At 67.0% G+C, this 16,904-nt stretch carries 14 protein-coding genes; 12 read left to right on the top strand and 2 right to left on the bottom strand.

The features are described 5' to 3' along the window. Positions 1 to 43 precede the first annotated feature (43 nt). Positions 44 to 484, top strand: a complete 441-nt coding sequence (locus E3O50_RS02890; RefSeq protein WP_241975370.1) for a molybdenum cofactor biosynthesis protein MoaE — start codon at positions 44 to 46, stop codon at positions 482 to 484. 145 nt (positions 485 to 629) lie between these two features. Here the strand turns inward: E3O50_RS02890 and E3O50_RS02895 are convergent, their stop codons facing one another. Further along, a complete protein-coding gene (locus tag E3O50_RS02895; RefSeq protein WP_134564546.1) occupies positions 630 to 2,294 on the bottom strand; it encodes an HNH endonuclease signature motif containing protein in 1,665 nt (554 codons plus the stop codon). Positions 2,295 to 2,345: 51 nt separating this feature from the next. Here E3O50_RS02895 and E3O50_RS02900 point away from each other — a divergent pair, with 51 nt between their 5' ends. The 5 genes from E3O50_RS02900 to E3O50_RS02920 all read left to right on the top strand — a co-directional run bounded on the left by E3O50_RS02900 (position 2,346) and on the right by E3O50_RS02920 (position 7,042). Beyond that, complete coding sequence (locus E3O50_RS02900; protein ID WP_134560188.1) at positions 2,346 to 2,552, top strand: hypothetical protein; 207 nt, start codon at positions 2,346 to 2,348, stop codon at positions 2,550 to 2,552. 297 nt (positions 2,553 to 2,849) lie between these two features. Then, positions 2,850 to 5,276: a cbb3-type cytochrome c oxidase subunit I gene (locus E3O50_RS02905; protein ID WP_134560190.1), complete on the top strand. Its 2,427-nt coding sequence runs from the start codon at positions 2,850 to 2,852 to the stop codon at positions 5,274 to 5,276. Continuing rightward, positions 5,276 to 5,935: a hypothetical protein gene (locus E3O50_RS02910; RefSeq protein WP_134560192.1), complete on the top strand. Its 660-nt coding sequence runs from the start codon at positions 5,276 to 5,278 to the stop codon at positions 5,933 to 5,935. The genes E3O50_RS02905 and E3O50_RS02910 overlap by 1 nt, the downstream gene beginning before the upstream one ends. Then, the gene (locus E3O50_RS02915; RefSeq protein ID WP_134448895.1) at positions 5,932 to 6,762 is read left to right on the top strand and encodes a slipin family protein; all 831 of its coding nucleotides are present in this window, start codon (positions 5,932 to 5,934) and stop codon (positions 6,760 to 6,762) included. The genes E3O50_RS02910 and E3O50_RS02915 overlap by 4 nt, the downstream gene beginning before the upstream one ends. After that, positions 6,755 to 7,042, top strand: a complete 288-nt coding sequence (locus E3O50_RS02920) for a hypothetical protein (protein ID WP_134560194.1) — start codon at positions 6,755 to 6,757, stop codon at positions 7,040 to 7,042. The genes E3O50_RS02915 and E3O50_RS02920 overlap by 8 nt, the downstream gene beginning before the upstream one ends. Positions 7,043 to 7,129: 87 nt before the next feature. On the opposite strand, the gene E3O50_RS02925 is transcribed toward E3O50_RS02920, so the two are convergent. Next, entirely contained in the window at positions 7,130 to 8,293 is a 1,164-nt protein-coding gene (locus E3O50_RS02925) for a TIGR04053 family radical SAM/SPASM domain-containing protein (RefSeq protein ID WP_241975458.1), read from the bottom strand. A gap of 73 nt (positions 8,294 to 8,366) precedes the next feature. On the opposite strand from E3O50_RS02925, the gene E3O50_RS02930 reads away from it, so the two are divergent. The 6 genes from E3O50_RS02930 to narI all read left to right on the top strand — a co-directional run bounded on the left by E3O50_RS02930 (position 8,367) and on the right by narI (position 16,864). After that, entirely contained in the window at positions 8,367 to 9,131 is a 765-nt protein-coding gene (locus E3O50_RS02930) for a helix-turn-helix domain-containing protein (protein ID WP_166790691.1), read from the top strand. 7 nt (positions 9,132 to 9,138) lie between these two features. After that, positions 9,139 to 9,849: an ArsR family transcriptional regulator gene (locus E3O50_RS02935; protein ID WP_134560198.1), complete on the top strand. Its 711-nt coding sequence runs from the start codon at positions 9,139 to 9,141 to the stop codon at positions 9,847 to 9,849. A gap of 156 nt (positions 9,850 to 10,005) precedes the next feature. After that, positions 10,006 to 13,716, top strand: a complete 3,711-nt coding sequence (locus E3O50_RS02940; protein WP_241975468.1) for a nitrate reductase subunit alpha — start codon at positions 10,006 to 10,008, stop codon at positions 13,714 to 13,716. Next, positions 13,717 to 15,405, top strand: coding sequence for a nitrate reductase subunit beta (gene narH / locus E3O50_RS02945; protein WP_134448900.1), 1,689 nt, complete (start codon positions 13,717 to 13,719; stop codon positions 15,403 to 15,405). It abuts the gene before it with no gap. Next, entirely contained in the window at positions 15,402 to 16,094 is a 693-nt protein-coding gene (gene narJ / locus E3O50_RS02950; protein WP_134448901.1) for a nitrate reductase molybdenum cofactor assembly chaperone, read from the top strand. The genes narH and narJ overlap by 4 nt, the downstream gene beginning before the upstream one ends. Next, positions 16,091 to 16,864, top strand: coding sequence for a respiratory nitrate reductase subunit gamma (gene narI / locus E3O50_RS02955; protein ID WP_134448902.1), 774 nt, complete (start codon positions 16,091 to 16,093; stop codon positions 16,862 to 16,864). The genes narJ and narI overlap by 4 nt, the downstream gene beginning before the upstream one ends. Positions 16,865 to 16,904 lie beyond the last annotated feature (40 nt).

Below are 16,904 nucleotides of genomic sequence, written 5' to 3' on the forward strand. Positions count from 1 at the left end.
GTGCGTCCGCGCGGCGAGGATGCTGCGCGGGTACTGTGGGGCTGTGGAATCCGAACGCATACCGCCGCTATCCCTCGTCACCGAGCAGACGCTCGATGTGGCTGCGCACGTCCTCGCGGTGTCCTCGCGGTCAGCCGGCGCCGTCGTCACCTTCGTGGGCCAGGTGCGGGATCACGACCCCGACGCCGCAGGCGCCGTGACGGGCCTCGACTACAGCGCCCATCCGGATGCCGGACGTATCCTCACGGAGATCGCCGCGCGGTTCCGGGCCGGGAACCCCGCGGTGGAGCTCGTCGTCAGCCACCGGATCGGCCACCTCGAGGTCGGCGACCTCGCCCTCGTCGCCGCCGTCGCGAGTGCGCACCGCGCCGACGCCTTCCTGGTCTGCGAGCGTCTCGTCGAGGCGGTCAAGGCCGAGGTCCCGATCTGGAAGAAGCAGTACGAAGTCGACGGCACCCACTCCTGGGTCGGCCTGGGCCTGTAGCGTCTCGAGCGTCTCTGGCGTCCTTCCGCGTGAAGCCCGTCGCGCGCGTTCGATCGGGCTTCGCCCGAACCCGGGCTCCGGGGGTGGACCCGGCGCGTACTCCGCCCGGGCGTCCGAGCCCGTCCTGTCCGTCATCTCCGCTGATTCAGTCGTCGTCGCGGAGGATCTCGCTCCTGCTGGTGAGGGGGATGGGTTTCTGTTCGGGGTCGAGTCCGGGTGGTGGGGTGAGCCAGTAGCCGCCCGTGTCGTCGCGGGTGATGCGCCAGTGTTCGTTGTGGAGCCTGAGGTGGTCGCCGCGGCAGAGCAGGATGCCCTGGTCGAGGTTGGTCTGGCCGGTGTCCTCTTTCCAGTGTTGGATGTGGTGGGTTTCGGTCCAGGAGGGTGGGCGGTCGCAGCCGGGCCACATGCAGCCGCCGTCGCGGAGGGCGAGGGCCGCGCGTTGGGCGGGGCTGAAGGTGCGTTGTTCGCGGCCGAGGTCGACGCCGTGGCCGTGGTCGTCGAAGGTGACGTCGAGGAGTCCGGTGTCGCACCGGTTCCGTTCCAAGGTCTCGGCCGCGACCGTCACCGCAGTCCCCTCGATGACGCCGGGCTGGAGCGCGGGTGACGCGGTTTCGGGGTTCGCCGCAGCGTCGGCTGTGGGTGACGGGGCCTCGGTTGGCGCGGCATCGGTGGTTGTGGTTCCCCTGGGCGCGAAACCGGCGGGTGTGGTGCTCCTGGGGCGGATGGTGATCATGCGGACGGCGGGGCTGCGGCTTCCGGCGATGCGCTTGGGGTCGGCCTTCACGCCGAGTCTCATCAGGGCCAGGAACGCGTCCGCGGTGAGCTGCTCGGTGGTGCGCGGGTCGTCCTGCACCTGCTTCGCCCACGCGGCCTGCTCCTTGTCCACGAAGCGGACCCCGCCCCGGCGGGGGCTGGTGATGGCGTCGTAGGTGCTCATCAGGTATTCGCCGTCTTCCGGGGCGAACAACCCGACCATGCGCACCTGTCCCGTGTGGAGTCGCCAGAACCGTAGGGACCGGTCGTCGTAGGCGGCTTTCTCGCGGGCGGCGATGCCGGCTTCATCGAGCACGTCCCGTACCCTTCGGGCGCGCTTGAACAGCTGGTCAGCGTTCAGGGTCCGCGCTTCGGTGAGGAGCCGGGCGAGGGCGGTGGCGAGTTTCTCCGGGGTGATCGCCCGGTCCAGGTCGCCGAGGCCTTTGCGGAGCGAGTCTGCCTTCTCCACGCTCAGCCAGCCCTCGCGCAGGTCCCGGCCGATTGGTGCGTGCCAGGGCGGCACGGCGGCCGGCGGAACCGGCAGTTCGAGCGGCGGTAGGTCCGGGGCGGCGCCGTCGAGGGGCGGGATCTCGTCGAGCAGCTTCTTCGCGTCGGCGGCTTCGCGGGCGGCTTTCTCGGCGGCGTCGGTCTCAGAGAGCAACCGGCCGACCGCGAAGAGCTTGGCAGCGTCCCCTCTGCTCGATCCGGAGATGCTCTGCAGCAGGTCTTCCGGAGTCCGGAAGCCTTGCCGGGCCGCGAGGCCCTTCCCGCCGAGTTCGGGTCGGGACCGCCGGGCCAGGGTTGCGGCGAACCACGCCGCCTGGGTGTCCAAGGCCCGCCGGGCTCCCGCGATCAACATGTGCCCCTCGAGCACCGCTTCATCGCTGAGCGTGTCGACAGCTGCAGACGAACCGCCCAGGCCGGTGACGACATCCGCCATCGACCGCAACCCGTCGAGCACGCCGCCCTGCACCGGGTCACCGTGCACCGGGTCACCCTGCCCCCGGTCGCCGTGCGGCTGATCGGGTGAAGCGGGTGACTCGGAAAGGTTGGTCATGCCCCCACGTTACGACCGACCACCGACATTCTTTGAGCAAGGCTCAGGTCTGTGGAAACTAGCTCTGATCAGGTACGTGTTGAGGAGATTCCGTCATATTCGCAGCCTGCCGACCTGGCGCAGGTGCTCGACCTCGCCGCGGCGCATGGCGGCTTCGTCGAGCTCACCTTCCCCGAGGCCGGGCGCTATCCGTTCGTCAGCCACGTCATGTCGGATGCGGAGAAGGGTGCCCGTGGGGTCTTAGCCGCCACACCGTGAATCCGGTCTGAAAACGCAGGGAAGGCGCCCCATGCGGCGTGTCGCACCTCACCGGTGAATTTGTTTCGGCGGTGTTTCGCCGCGGTCCTATTCCGGGGCCTCACCGTTTGATCTGGTGTTTATGTTCCGATCACTTCCCTTCGACGAGAATTGTGCGCATTAAAATGAAGTTAATAAGTTTTAAGACGTGGTAGTTTTTCCCCACCTCGCGTGACCCATTCGGGGGAGGAACTTCGGCTGTCGCGAGCGCGGGCATGCCGCACGACCTTGAACAAGGCAACAGCGAGAGGGTCCGACATGGTCCAACTGAAATCCGGGGTCGGAAGAATTCGTTCCGAGTTGATGGTGTCCAAGGGTTGGCTGCAGGGCGTCGCCCTCGTGATGATCTTCGGCTTCGCGGTGATGGGATTCCTCGCCGTGATGACGTACACCGATTCGATGCCCCAGCCCAAACAGGTCGTGGACGAACGGGGAACGGTCGTCTTCACGGGCGCCGAGATCACTGCCGGCCAGCAGACCTTCGTGCAACGCGGCCTTCAGGAATACGGCTCGATCGTCGGACACGGCGGCTATCTCGGTCCCGACTACACTGCCGACTATCTCCGCCGGTCCTCGACCTTCGTCCTCGACGCCCTCACCGCCTCGGGCGTGCAGGACCCGCACGGAGCACTCGTCACGATGATGCGGACCAACCGGTACGACCCGGCAACGGGAAATCTCGTGTTCACGGACCTGCAGATCAGTGCGTTCGAGTCTGTCCAGAAACACTATGCGGACTTCTTCGGCACTCCGACGACCCAGAACGGGCTGATCCCGAGCGTGATCACCGATCCGGCCGAGATCCACGAGCTCACGGCGTTCTTCGCCTGGACCGCGTGGGGCTCCGCGGCCGAACGGCCGGGGCACAACTACTCGTACACCAACAACTGGCCGGCGGAGAAGCTCGTCGACAACGGGCCCACCGCGGACATCATCGTGTGGAGCGGTCTGTCGCTCATTTCGCTGATGGTCGCCCTCGGCGCGCTGTTCGCCCTCTACGGGCGCTGGAGCAAGCGAATGGGCTGGCAGCACGGAGAAGAGACCCCGCCGCTGTCCTTCAGGCAGCCCGGCGACGTCGCCGTCACCCCCGCCCAGTCTGCGACCGCCTGGTTCTTCTTCGTCGTCGCGTTGATGTTCCTCGCGCAGGCGTTCCTCGGCGCGGCCGTCGAACACTACCGGGTCGATCTGACGAGCTTCTTCGGGATCGACCTCGCCCAGCTGCTGCCGATCAACCTCGCCAGGACCTGGCACGTGCAACTCTCCCTGCTCTGGACAGCAGCCTCGTTCCTCGCGGCAGGGATCTTCCTCGCGCCGTATATCTCCGGTCACGAACCGAAGCGGCAGCACTGGCTCGCATACATCCTCCTGGGAGCCCTCGCCCTGGTCGTCGCCGGTTCCCTAGCGGGAGAAGCCCTCAGCATCTTCGGCGTCACCGCCGCCAAGGACTCGCCGTTCTGGGGGATGCAGTGGGAGTACATCGACCTGCCGAAGTTCTGGCAGGGCCTGCTGACCGTCGGGATGTTCATCTGGATCGCGATCATCTACCGCGGTATCCGGGCCCGGCTGAAGTCTGAACACCGGTTCAACCTGCCGTGGCTGTTCTTCTATTCGGGTCTCTCCATCCCCGCCTTCTACGCCGTCGGCATGCTCGCCGGCAGCGAAGTGACACTGAGCGTCGCCGAATTCTGGCGCTTCTGGGTTGTGCATCTCTGGGTCGAGGACTTCCTCGAACTTTTCACGACCGTCATGGTCGCATACATCTTCGTGATGCTCGGCGTCGTGCACCGCCGGATCGCGATGCAGATCATCCTGCTCGACGTGATCCTGTACTCCGCGGGCGGAATCCTCGGAACCATGCACCACCTGTACTTCTCGGGAACCCCCGTCGAGCACATGGCGCTGGGTGCGTTCTTCTCCGCACTCGAGGTGATCCCGCTGACGTTCCTCACTGTGGAAGCGTGGAGCTTCCTGCAACTCGGGGCCCGCCAGCAATCCCGAAGCGCCGCCCCGTTCCCACACCGCTGGTCGGTGATGTTCCTCGTGGCCGTCGGCTTCTGGAACTTCCTCGGCGCCGGCGTCTTCGGATTCCTGATCAACCTCCCGATCGTCTCGTACTACGAGATCGGCACCGCCCTGACCGCCAACCATGCCCACGCGTCGATGATGGGCGTCTACGGGATGATGGGCGTGGGACTATCCCTCTTCGCCCTGCGCTACCTGATTCCGGCCAAACGCTGGCCGGACCGGCTCGCCAAGATCTCGTTCTGGTCGCTCAACATCGGCCTGGCCTGGATGACCTTCGCGACGCTCCTGCCGCTCGGTGTGCTGCAGTTGTGGCACTCCGTCAGCGATGGCTACTTCGAGGCCCGCAGCATGAACTTCATCACCGGAACCGGCAACACGGTCCTGGAATGGCTGCGGATGCCCGGCGACCTCGTCTTCATCTTCGGTGGAGTCGTTCCGTTCGTCTGGATCGCCTGGCTGGGCGTGCGGTACCGCATCAAGGGAACCACCCAGGATGTCCCGATGGAGGCCCTCTTCGTGGAGGCGCAGCCCGCCGGGGCGGTCGGCGGCACTTCCGATGCGGGTGTCGATGGCGCGACACCGGAGTCCGGGTACGGTTCGGGCTACCGCAGGCGCGTCGCCGATCAGGACGGTGAGAACCGGCCGGACAGGGGCGCGTGATGGAGGCGGTCAATCCTGACGTCTGGTTCGCCCTCGGCTACGGCGGCTTCCTGCTGCTCGTGGCGCATGTCCTGGACATCCTGTCCCGGCGCACGGCGGCGGCGACGACGAGCGCGCGGTCCGGGGGATTCGAGTACCACGAGGGACACGACGCCTGGACCTGTTCCGAAGACCAGTGGCTCTGGCCGATCTCCTTCGACCCGGAGAATCGGGTGACCCGGTACCGCGCTTCCCCGACCGTCTGCAATCCGTGCCCGGTCAAGGACGACTGCACTCCGTCCCACGCGGGCCGGGAGGTCGTGCGGAACATCGATTCCTGGCCGAGCTCCGAAGCCGAGCGATTCCACAGGGGGATCGCCTGTGCCGTCGTGGTCCTCGGGGTCATCTGGCCGATCGCCGTCATGTTCCAGGGCCGCACCGGCCTCGAACTGCTCATCCTGGGAGTCGTGTCCGCGATCATCGCAGCGGGCAGCTGGCCGCTCTGGTCCCATCTCCGACGCGCTCCCGCGCGCTTCCCCGATCACCTCACGGCGCTCGGACTCGAAGACAACGAGGACCAGCGGGCCGCCATCTCGGCGAACGAACTCGCCAGGCGGAGCGGCTACGGCAGCATCCGCAAGACGGGACCGCGCACGGTCCCCGGAAAGGAAGCCCGATGACCGGAATACTCGTGACGGCCGGCGTCATCCTCCTGATCGTCGTGGTCTGGTTGACCGTCGCGTTCACGGTCCTGCAGGAGTACGAGCGGGGGGTCGCCTTCCGGTTCGGCCGCCTTCGGCAGCTCCGGGAACCCGGAGTGCAGATGGTCTTTCCGGGCCTCGACACGATGGTCAGGGTGGACCTGCGTATCGTCACCCTCACGATTCCGCCGCAGGACGTCATCACCAAGGACAACGTGCCCGCGCGGGTCAATGCCGTCGTGCTCTTCCAGGTCACCGACCCGCTGCGGTCCGTGATGGCGGTTGAGAACCACGCGGTGGCGACCTCACAGATGGCCCAGACGACCCTGCGCTCCGTCGTCGGGCGAGCGGACCTCGACACCCTGCTCGCGCATCGGGCCGACCTGAACGAGGATCTGGCCAGGAGTATCAATGCGCAGACAGAGCCGTGGGGAGTCCAGGTCAAGGTCGTCGAGATCAAGGACGTCGAGATTCCCCAGGCCATGCAGCGCGCCATGGCGCGCGAGGCCGAAGCCGAGCGGGAGAGGCGGGCGAAGATCATCAACGCCCACGGCGAACTGCAGGCCTCGGAAGAGCTCGGCCAGGCCGCGGAGATCCTCAGCCGCAATCCGGCGTCGCTCCAGCTGCGCTACCTGCAGACCCTGCTCGAGCTCGGCGCGGACCACAACTCGACCGTGGTCTTCCCGCTGCCGATGGACATCATCGGGCCGTTCCTGAAGAAAGTACCGCAGTGGCTCGACCCAACCGAGCCCGGCCGTCCCGGCCAGACTCACGGAGAGAAAACGGATGTGACCGACCATGGCTGACACAGTGCACGCGGAGCGGGGCACGCATGTGCCGACGATCGGTTCGGCTCACGACCGGGGTGTCAGCATCCGCCTGATGCTGATCGGGGTGCTCGTCGGGCTGTTCGGTCCCATCGGCGGCTTCCTCGGCGGCACGATCGTCAACGCCGACCACACTATCGCCGGCCTCGAACCACTGTTCGTCTGGCTCTTCCTCGGCATGATCGTCGGTGGGATCGGCGTCACGGTCGGCATCATCGGCGCCTTGCGCTGGGTTCGCGGCAACCACCACCTCGAATAGCGCTCCGAACCAATTCGACGGAGTTCTTGCCGTTCGGGTCACCCCAGCCGCCCCGGTGCCGAAAACCCCAAGAGTCCGTCGACTGGGTCAGGAAACCGGGACGGTGGCGACCGGCCGGTACGCGCAGCTCGGATCCTCGGCGAGAGGATCGCCGGTGACTGCGTACGCGTGCGAGCGGGAACCGCCGCAGACCGTGCGGAACTCGCACGCTCCGCACCGGCCGCCGAATGAATCCGGGGTGCGCAGCTCCTGGAGTAGCCGCGCCTCCCGGTAGATCTCGGGGAACGACTGCTCACGCACCGAACCGACGGACACGGGCAGGAACCCGCTCGGGTAGACCGCGCCGACGTGGTCGACGAAGGCGAAGCCGCGGCCGGAGTTGACATCGATCGGGGCGCGCGGCGCGCGGCGCCTGGGCTCGTCCCCGGTCAGCAGTTCCGCGGTGTCGCACCGCAACCGGGCGCGCAGCGGGCCGACGGGGAACGCCGCATCGAGATCGGCGACACCGGCGCGCTGGATTGCGATCCGGCGGTAGTGCGGCGCCTCCGTCGTCTTGATCGCGACGAGTTCGGAGACATCGTGCAGCCAGTGCAGCACCTCTTCGGCCTCGGTGGAGGTGAGCGCGTTGAGAAGCTTGCCGCGCCCGGTCGGGACGAGGAAGAACACGCTCCACAGCGTCGTGCCGAGCTCGAGGACCGTCTTCAGGATGGCGGGCAGCTCGTGGACGGTGTCGCGGGTGACGGTCGTGTTGATCTGCAGCCGGCAGCCGACGTCGCGCACCATCCGTGCGGCGACCATCGTGTCGTCGAAGACCCCGTCGACACCGCGGAAGGCATCATGGGTCGCCGCGGATGCCCCGTCGAGGGAGAGCGACACCGCCTTCGCTCCGGCGTCGTGCAGCTCGACAAGGACCTCCCGGGTGAGGCGTGGGGTGACGGAGGGCGAGAGGGCCATGCTGAGGCCCAGGCCCGTTCCGTGGGCCACGAGTTCGGGGAGGTCGGGGCGTTCGAAGGGGTCGCCGCCGGTGAGGACAACGAGCGGGCGAGGCGTGCCGAACGACGCGAGATCGTCCAGGAGCTTCCGGCCCTGGTCGGTGGTCAGCTCGAAGGGATTGCGGGTGCGAATGGCGTCCGCACGGCAATGCGTGCAGACGAGCTGGCAGGCCCGCGTCACCTCCCAGATCACGATGAAGGGACGCTCGCCGGCATCGTGGTGCAGGTGTCGAACGGCGCGCATTGCGGTGTCAGTCACGTGATCCTGGTCCGGTACAGCTCGAATGCGCACCTCAGTTGTTTTTACCACACTTATAGGGAAAACTAGGGGTGTGCCTGCCTCCGACCTCGATGCCCGTACCCACCGCGCCCTCTCCGGCGTGAGCCGGGTCGCCGTCCTCGACGTGCTGCGTACCCACCGGATGCCGCTGGACGTTCCCGCACTCGCGGCGGCGGTCGGCCTGCACCCCAACACCGTTCGCTCGCACCTCGAACGGCTCCTCGAGGTCGGCCTCGTGACCGAGACGGTCGAGGCGCGGACGCGACCTGGCCGTCCCCGCCTGCTCTACGCCGCGGTACCGCCCGAGGCGGAACCCGCCGGGCCCGGTTCCGCCGGGCCGGCAGAATCCGGGACCTCCGAGGAGTCCTACCGACTCCTCGCGGGCCTCCTCGCGGACAGCCTTGCCGCAGGAGCCCCCGACGCGCGCCCCGGCAATGAAAAGGCCGGCGACGCCGGGCGACGCTGGTCGGAACAGTTCGTGCCCGCCGACGAGCCAGCTGCCGGTCCGGTTGATCCCGCTGGAGCGATCGACCGGGTGGTCGAGATACTCGACGGCGTTGGTTTCGCCCCCGCCCTGTCGGAGGACCGCACCGCGATCGAACTGCATCACTGTCCGTTCCTGGACGTCGCGAAAGACCACAGCGCCATCGTGTGCTCCGTGCACCGCGGACTGATGCAGGGTGCACTGGACCGGATGCACGCGCCCACCATCGGCATCCGCCTCGAGCCGTTCGTGCGCCCGGGGGTATGCGTCGCACATGTGCTCTACTCCTCAAACCCGGCACAACATGGCGGCTTCCTGACAAAGAGCGGATAGTAGACCCATGTCTTCGAGCCCACCGTCGAGCTACCGCACGCTCGCGTCGTTCAGCAGAATCAAACTGCTGTACTTTCTGCAACAGCGCGGGACGATGACGGTCGGCGACCTCGCCGAGGCCACCGGGCTGCACCACAACACGACACGCGAACACCTGCAACGCCTGATCAATGACGGATTCGTCACCTGTGAACCCGAAGAGCGCGACGTCAAGGGCCGGCCGCGGATGCTCTACAGTGCGGCTGCCGGCGTCGACCATCGGGAGGGCTCGATCCGGGTCGCGAAGATCGAGGCCGCCGAACGGCGCGGCGACCTGGTCCGGCGGATGCTGCCGGTCAGCGCCGCGATCGACTCGCCCTTGCAACGGCAACTGGACGCCCTCGACGACCACCTCGACCAGACCGGGTTCGACGGGCGGATCGACGCGGACGGGCGTCACGTCAGGCTGCACGATTGTCCGTACAGCGAGATGGTCAAGGAACACCCGGAGGTCTGCCGCGTGCACCTCGGCCTGCTCCAGGGGATCCTGCAGCAGACCGGGGGTCCGCTGACGGCCGACGCGCTGCATCCGCTCGACAAGCCAGACTCCTGCACACTGGACCTCCGGCACTCCGACGAGGGGGCTGAGTGTGAGGAATCCGAGGGGGCCGATGCCGGGCCCGTCCGGGTGCCCACCGAGACCGACGTGGTTATTATTCACGGCGTTTTCCGCTTGTAGCCCGTTCGGGTGCCCGTGAGACTCGGATGCGAGGGTGGTTGCTGAATCGGCAATGCCCGGCACCGCAAGGGGTATGTCGTGAAAACTCTCAAGAACTCGAGCTTCTCGAAGCGCAAAGCCGGCCAGCCCGGCACCAAACCGGGCATCGACGGCCCGATCGCGGACAGCATCCTGAACCTCGGCCGTTTCCTTCGCAGGGGCGAGACCTCGCCGGACCTGCGCTCCCTGTTCCTCGAAGGCGGCAGGGACGCCGACAGCTTCTATCGCGACCGCTGGACCCACGACAAGGAGGTGCGGTCCACCCACGGCGTGAACTGCACCGGCTCCTGTTCGTGGAAGGTGTACGTCAAGGACGGCATCATCACCTGGGAGACCCAGCAGACCGACTACCCCTCCGTCGGCCCTGACTCGCCGGAGTACGAACCCCGCGGCTGCCCCCGTGGCGCAGCATTCAGCTGGTACACCTACTCGCCGACCCGGGTGCGGTACCCCTACGTGCGCGGCGTGCTGCTCAACCTCTACCGTGAGGCGAAGGCACGCCTCGGCGACCCGGTGCTCGCCTGGGCCGACGTCACCGGCAACCCCGAGTCTGCCAAGGCCTACAAGAGCGCTCGCGGCAAGGGCGGCCTGGTGCGCGCGAGCTGGGACGAGGCCGCGGAAATCGTCGCCGCCGCCCACGTGCACACCATCAAGACCTACGGGCCGGACCGGATCGCCGGTTTCTCGCCGATCCCGGCGATGTCGATCGTCTCGCAGGGCGTCGGCAACCGCTTCATCTCCATGCTCGGCGGCACGATGCTGTCCTTCTACGACTGGTACGCCGACCTCCCCGTCGCGAGCCCGCAGGTTTTCGGCGACCAGACCGACGTCCCGGAATCCGCCGACTGGTGGAACTCGTCCTACCTGATCATGTGGGGCTCGAACGTGCCGGTCACCCGCACCCCCGACGCCCACTTCATGGTCGAGGCCCGGTACCGCGGACAGAAGGTCATCACGGTCTCTCCCGACTACGCCGACAACTCCAAGTTCGCGGACGAATGGCTCGCCGTTCACCCCGGCACCGACGGCGCCCTCGCGATCGCGATGGGCCACGTCGTTCTCAAGGAGTTCCTCGTCGACCGGCGGACCCCGCGTTTCGTCGACTACATGAAGCGCTACAGCGACTCCGCCTACCTGATCACGCTCACGAAACGCGGCGACGCCTGGGTGCCCGGCAAGTTCATGACGGCGGATGCCCTCCCCGACACCGAGCCGACGGTCGCGAGCGCGGCGTTCAAGCCGATCCTCCTCGACCAGGACGGCCGCACCGTCATCCCGAACGGATCCATCGGGCACCGCTTCTCCGAAACAGATGTCGGTAAATGGAACCTCGATCTCGAGGGCGTCGACCCGCTGCTCTCGATCATGGACGCGCCCGACTACGACGGCGCATCCGCTTCGGTCGACCTGCCGCGCTTCGACGTGTCGCCGACGACAGACGACGCGGGGGAGCAGCAGGCCGGCGGCGCCGGTATCATCCGCCGCGGCGTGCCCGTGCGGCGCGTCGCCGGCGAACTCGTGACGACCGTCTTCGACCTCCTCCTCGCCCAGTACGGCGTCGGTCGCGACGGGCTGCCGGGCATCTGGCCAACGGGCTACGACGATGCGTCCTCGCCCGGCACCCCTGCCTGGCAGGAGGCCATCACCTCGGTGCCGATGCAGGCTGCCGAACGCATCGGCCGCGAATTCGCGCAGAACGCCGAGGAATCGGGCGGTCGCTCGATGATCCTGATGGGTGCAGGCACGAACCACTGGTTCCATTCCGACACGATCTACCGGGCCTTCCTCGCCCTCACGACGATGACCGGCTGCCAGGGCGTCAACGGCGGCGGCTGGGCCCACTACGTCGGGCAGGAAAAGGTCCGCCCCCTCACCGGCTACGGACAATACGCCTTCGGCCTCGACTGGGTGCGCCCTCCCCGCCAGATGATCGGCACCGGCTTCTTCTACCTCGCGACCGACCAGTGGCGCTACGACGGGCTGTCCGCCGACACCCTCTCGAGCCCGCTCGGAGTCGGTACCTTTGCCGGCCGCACCACCGCGGACTGCCTTGTCGAATCGACGAAGCGCGGCTGGATGCCGAGCTACCCGACGTTCAACCGGAATTCGCTCGACCTCGTCGACGACGCCGTCGCCGCCGGGGTCGACCCGGCCCAGTACGTGGTCGAGTCGCTGGAGGACGGCAGCCTCGCGTACTCGGTCGAGGACCCCGACGCACCGGAGAACTTCCCTCGCGTGATGGTCGTCTGGCGGGCGAACGTACTCGGCTCTTCCGGCAAGGGCAACGAATACTTCCTCAAGCACCTGCTCGGCACCACGAGTGCCGTGCGCGCGCCCGAATCCCCGCCGGAGAAGCGCCCGAAAACGATGAAGTGGCACGAGTCCGCTCCGGAGGGAAAGCTCGACCTCCTCGTGACGAGCGACTTCCGGATGACCTCGACGACCGTCTTCAGCGATGTGGTCCTGCCGCCGGCCACCTGGTACGAGAAGAACGACCTGTCGACGACGGACATGCATCCGTTCATCCACTCGTTCAACCCCGCGATCACGCCGCCGTGGCAGGCGAAGACCGACTTCGACATCTTCCACATCCTCGCGAAGAAGATCTCCGAGCTTTCGGTCGACCACCTCGGCGTGCGCCGGGACATCGTCGCCGTGCCCCTGACGCACGACACCCCCGATGCGATGGCGACCCCGCACGGAACCGTGCAGTACGGCCAGCCGCTCGTGCCCGGCATCACGATGCCCAAGCTCGTCGTCGTCGAGCGCGACTACCCGGGCTTCGCAGACAAGCTCGGCGCACTCGGCCCGCTCACCGCGAAACTGGGCATGGTCACGAAGGGCGTCAAGTTCAATCCCGATGTCGAGGTCGAGTACCTCGGCCGGAAGAACGGTCTCGTCGAGAGCGGCCCCGCTGCCGGCCGGCCGCGCCTCACGACCGCGATCCACGCCTGCGAGATGGTGCTGGCCCTCTCCGGCACCACGAACGGCCGTCTCGGCACCCAGGGCTTCCGGCAGCTCGAGGAGCGCACGGGCATGAAGCTCGCCCACCTCGCGAGCGACAACGAGGGCCGGCGCTTCTCATACCCGGATGTCCAGGGCGCGCCCGTCCCCGTCCTCACCTCCCCGGAGTGGTCCGGCAGCGAGCACGGCGGTCGCAGGTACAGCGCCTTCACGATCAACGTCGAGCACCTCAAACCGTGGCACACGCTGACCGGGCGGCAACACTTCTACCTCGACCACGACTGGATGATCGAGCTGGGGGAGCAGCTGCCGATCTTCAGGCCGCCGCTCGACATGCACCGCCTGTTTGACGACTCGATCGTCGGTTCCACGGCGGCGACCGGTTCGACGGGGTCGAAGGGCCGCGCGGAGGTCGCCGTGCGCTACCTGACGCCGCACTCGAAGTGGTCGATCCACTCCGAATACCAGGACAACCTGATGATGCTCTCGCTGTCCCGCGGCGGGCCGACGATCTGGATGTCACCGCAGGACGCCGACAAGATCGGCGTGCGCGACAACGAATGGATCGAGTCGTACAACCGCAACGGCGTCGTCGTCGCACGGGCCATCGTCTCGCACCGGATGCCGGAGGGCACCGTGTACATGTACCACGCGAAGGACCGCACGATCAACGTACCGATCGCCGAGACGAGCGGCATGCGCGGCGGAACCAACAACTCGCTGACCCGGATCCTGCTCAAGCCCAGCCACCTGATCGGCGGCTACGCCCAGCTGTCCTTCGCCTTCAACTACCTCGGCCCGACCGGGAACCAACGCGACGAGGTCACCGTGATCCGTCGACGCAGCCAGGAGGTTGAGTACTAAATGCGCGTAATGGCCCAAATGTCGATGATCATGAATCTCGACAAGTGCATCGGCTGCCACACCTGCTCCGTGACCTGCAAGCAGGTCTGGACCAACCGCACCGGCGTCGAATACGTCTGGTTCAACAACGTCGAGACGCGGCCAGGCCTCGGTTACCCGAAGCGGTACGAGGACCAGGAGAAGTGGAACGGCGGCTGGGTGCGCAACAAGCGCGGACGCCTGAAACTGCGCTCCGGCGGCCGGCTCAAGCGGCTCGCCACGATCTTCAACAACCCCGACCTGCCCGTCATCGACGACTACTACGAGCCGTGGACCTACGACTACGACATGCTCACCAAAGCTCCGCTCAGCACCGAGAGTCCCGTCGCCCGACCCAAATCCCTACTGACCGGCAAGAACATGGACATCAAGTGGTCAGGCAACTGGGACGACGACCTCGGTGGTTCCCAGGAGACCGCGGCGGAGGACCCCATCCTCGCGACGATGAGCGAGCACGTGAAGATGGAGTTCGAGAACACCTTCATGTTCTACCTGCCACGGATCTGTGAGCACTGCCTGAACCCGGCCTGCGTCGCGGCGTGCCCATCCGGTGCGATGTACAAGCGCGAGGAGGACGGCATCGTCCTCGTCGACGAGGATGCCTGCCGCGGCTGGCGGATGTGCGTCTCGGCCTGCCCATACAAGAAGGTCTACTTCAACCACAAGACCGGCAAGGCGGAGAAGTGCACCCTCTGCTATCCGCTGATCGAACAGGGCAAGCCGACCATCTGCTCGGAGACCTGCGTCGGTCGACTGCGCTACCTGGGCCTGATGCTCTACGACGCCGACGCCGTGCTCGCCGCCGCCGCGATCGAGAACGACCAGGACCTGCTCGAGGCCCAGCGCGGGGTGTTCCTCGACCCGTTCGACCCCGAGGTCATCGCCGCGGCGAAGGCGGAGGGCATGGAGGACGACTGGATCCTCGCCGCGCAGAACAGCCCGATCTACAAGCTCATCTCCGAGTACAAGGTCGCCCTGCCGCTGCACCCCGAGTATCGAACGATGCCGATGGTCTGGTACATCCCGCCGCTGTCCCCGGTCGTCGACGTCATCTCGACGACGAACAACGACGGTGAGGACGCCCGCACCCTGTTCGCCGCAATCGACAAGCTGCGCATCCCCGTCGAATACCTCGCCGGGCTGTTCTCGGCCGGAGATGTCGTCCCGGTCGAATCCTCGCTGCGGAAGCTCGCCGCGATGCGTTCGTACATGCGCGACATCAACCTCGGCCGGGACCGCGACGAGTCCATCCCCGAGGCCGTCGGCATGACCGGCACCGAGATCGAAGCAATGTACCGCCTCCTCGCGATCGCCAAGTACGAGGACCGTTACGTGATCCCGAAGGCGCACGTCGAGACGGCGCGCGAGCTCGAGGAGCTCGCGTGCTCGCTCGACACCGACGGCGGCCCCGGCATGGGCGGCCCGACGTCGACCGCCGCAGGGCCCTATGGCAAGACACCGGGAATGCCGTTCAACGCGACGGTCGACAACTACAACGAGATGATCGGCAAGGGCGGGGAGAAGACCAAGCCGACAACGCCCGGCCGGCTCAACCTGTTGAATTGGAACGGCTCGGGGGCGCCGAAGGGCCTGTTCCCGCCGATCCCGCCGATCATTCCGCCCGTCGCCGACACCGGGAGCCCCGCATGAGGCTCCCGAAGCTTCCGCCGCGCACCGTCAGGGCGATTCCGCTCAGTGCGGAGGACGGCGCCATCGCGCACATGGCGGCGTCGATCCTGCTCGATTATCCGACCATCGAACGCCGGGCGCGGTTTGCGGTCGTCGCCGAATCGGTCACGCTGCTGCCCGACCCGCTTCGGCACGCCTTCGAGGCGTTCCTTGGCGCGGCCGACACCATGGACCAGCAGCAGCTCGAGGTGCACTTCACGGCCACGTTCGACCTCAAACGCAAGTGCTGCCCGTACCTCTCGTACTACGCCGCCGGCGACACCCGTCGCCGGGGCATGGCGCTGGTGCGCTTCGTCGAGGCGTATCGCGCGGCCGGCTGGGAGGTCGCGGCGGACGAACTGCCCGACTACCTTCCGATGGTGCTCGAATTCTCGGCGCTCAGCGATTCGCCCATCGCACAGGAGCTGCTGGCGGCACACCGCGACGGGATCGAGGTGCTCCGCACCGCACTCGAGACCATCGAGAGCCCGTACGCGCACGTCGTCGAAGCGGTCTCCCTCTCACTCCCGAGCATCGATGAGGAAACCCGCGAACGCTACCTGAACCTCGTGAACGAGGGCCCGCCGACGGAGACGGTCGGCATGACCTTCCTCGGCAATCTCAAACCATTTTCGCCGTCCGGCATCGCGAGTGAGGAACTCAGGGTATGAACCCGATCGACTTTCTACTGTGGGTGGCGTTCCCGTACGCGGCCATGGCCGTGTTCGTGGTCGGCCACATCTTCCGGTACCGGCACGACCAGTTCGGCTGGACTTCCCGGTCGAGCCAGGTCTACGAGAACCGGCTGCTTCGCTGGGGATCACCGATGTTCCACTACGGCATCCTGATGGTTCTCGGCGGCCACGTCGTCGGGCTCCTGGTTCCCAAGGAATGGCTCGAATTCGTCGGCGTCTCCAATGAGATCTACCACGTCGGCGCGACCTGGCTCGGCAGTATCGCGGCCGTCCTCACCCTCGCCGGGCTTGCGATCCTGATCTACCGGCGGCGGCTGAACACCCGGGTGCTGCTCGCCACAACGGTGATGGACAAGGTCATGTACCTGCTCCTCGGGGCGACCCTGCTGTTCGGGACCACCGCCACCGTGCTGTTCCAGGTGCTCGGTGCCGGCTACGACTACCGCGGAACCATCTCACCGTGGGTGCGCGGGCTGCTCTCGGCCCAGCCGGACCCGTCGCTGATGGCTCATGTGCCGTTCTTCTTCCAGCTGCACGTACTGACCGCGACCCTGCTGTTCCTGCTCTGGCCGTTCACCAGGCTCGTGCACGTGTTCTCGGCCCCGATCGGCTACATCGTGAGACCGTACATCGTCTACAGGTCGCGCGACTCTCACAGGGGATCCGGCGCGCGCAAGGCCCGCCGCGGCTGGGAGAAGAGCGTACTGCCGGCATCCGCCAGGGACAGGGACGACGCTCGCCGCTAGTCGGACCCGCCTCACTTCGCTCCAGAGAAGCGCCCGCACG

Origin of the sequence: Cryobacterium sp. MDB1-18-1, from assembly GCF_004402735.1 — a bacterium.
In the GTDB taxonomy this organism is placed as follows: Bacteria; Actinomycetota; Actinomycetes; order Actinomycetales; family Microbacteriaceae; genus Cryobacterium; species Cryobacterium glucosi.